The 1,440-nt window shown below is 44.2% G+C and carries 1 protein-coding gene; it reads left to right on the forward strand.

Features of this window, described 5'->3' with window-relative positions; translation table 11 throughout:
* Positions 1-5 precede the first annotated feature (5 nt).
* The gene (gene tnpC, locus FH976_RS15720) at positions 6-1,412 is read left to right on the forward strand and encodes an IS66 family transposase (RefSeq protein WP_194091712.1); all 1,407 of its coding nucleotides are present in this window, start codon (positions 6-8) and stop codon (positions 1,410-1,412) included.
* Positions 1,413-1,440: the final 28 nt, after the last annotated feature.

Below are 1,440 nucleotides of genomic sequence, written 5' to 3' on the forward strand. Positions count from 1 at the left end.
GAGGTATGAATAAGAAAACATTACCACCTCCGCCAGATTTCGATTCGCCTGAAGAAGCGAAAGATATCATCCATTTTTTATGGAATAAGTTGGCTGAACTTGAAGACCGACTAAATCAAAATAGTCGAAACTCTTCTGTGCCATCATCACAGCAGCCTTTGCATAATAAAGCTAAGAATACTTCACCTAATCGGAAGAAATCAGGAAAAAAGCAAGGAGCTCAACCAGGTCATAAAGGCCATCGCCGACTGCTTCACCCCGTTGAAGACAGTGCCTCGGTTGAGCAATACTTACCAAACAAGACATGCCATTGCGGTGGCTGTGTTGTTCCAAATCGACATCCCTACAAACGACATCAAATCTTCGATTTGCCTGATATTTCGTACACACTTATTGAGCATCAAGTCTTTAAAGGCGAGTGCTCATGGTGTGGTGATAAGCATCAAGCGGAGCTTCCAGAGTATGTGCCTGATGTTCAAATGGGGCCAAATCTACATAGCTTTATCGCAATCCAAGCAACCCAGCACCACCAAAGCATAGGTAAAATACAATCTATGTTGAAAGACGTCTTCCAACTTAACTTCTCAACTGGTGCAATATCAGCGGCACAAGGGCGAGTCACGGAATACTTAGCCGATACGCATGCTCAAATCCATGAAACAGTCAAAGCATCTAAACTGATTATGGCTGATGAGACTTCGCATCAGCGCAATAAGGATAAAAGCTGGATGTGGGCCGCACTAAGCAATGATGTCGCCTTTTTCCAAATTAACAGCGGAAGAAGCCAACATGCAGCCAAACGACTACTTGGTGAAGCGGTTTTACACCTTTTAGTGACGGATCAATATTCTGCCTACAAATATATCGACGAATCTAAGCGGCAATTATGCTGGGCTCACATATTAAGGAACGTCATTGCAATCGAGGAGAGCGTTTGTCCTGAAAACCAAAAAATCGGAGAAAAACTCGCTTTAATCGCTCATAGCGTATTCAGGTGTCACCACCGGTATATCGAAGGAAAAGTTACCGAAAGCCAGTATTACCGCCGACTCCGGCGGTTACGAAAGAGTTGGCTTCATTGGCTCAAATTGGGCAGTTATCAATGCTCAAAACGATATCGAGGTAGATGTCGAAACCTCATCGCTGATGACACTATGGTCTGGCGTTTTATGGATGACTCCGAGTGCCCGTTAACAAACAACGCTGCAGAGCGAGTCCTGCGTAATTATATATTGATGAGAAAGTGCTGTTACGTGACTCGCTCATATCGAGGAGATCTGTTCCGTGAGCGAATGTTCTCACTGATAGAAACCGCCAAGCTTCAGAAAATCTCAGCTTATAAGTGGCTACGTAAAATCGTCGAGCACCATATGCTTAAAGAGGACTATCAGACGCCAGTATTCTTAGCATAAACCGACGTCAATAGCTCGCGGGTGAATA

It is taken from the genome of Vibrio hibernica (assembly GCF_015223435.1).
In the GTDB taxonomy this organism is placed as follows: Bacteria; Pseudomonadota; Gammaproteobacteria; order Enterobacterales; family Vibrionaceae; genus Vibrio; species Vibrio hibernica.

What these genes read in the sequence shown, in the direction of transcription:
- tnpC (WP_194091712.1), top strand. Translation starts at nt 6, where the DNA reads ATGAATAAGAAAACATTACCACCTCCGCCAGATTTCGATTCGCCTGAA.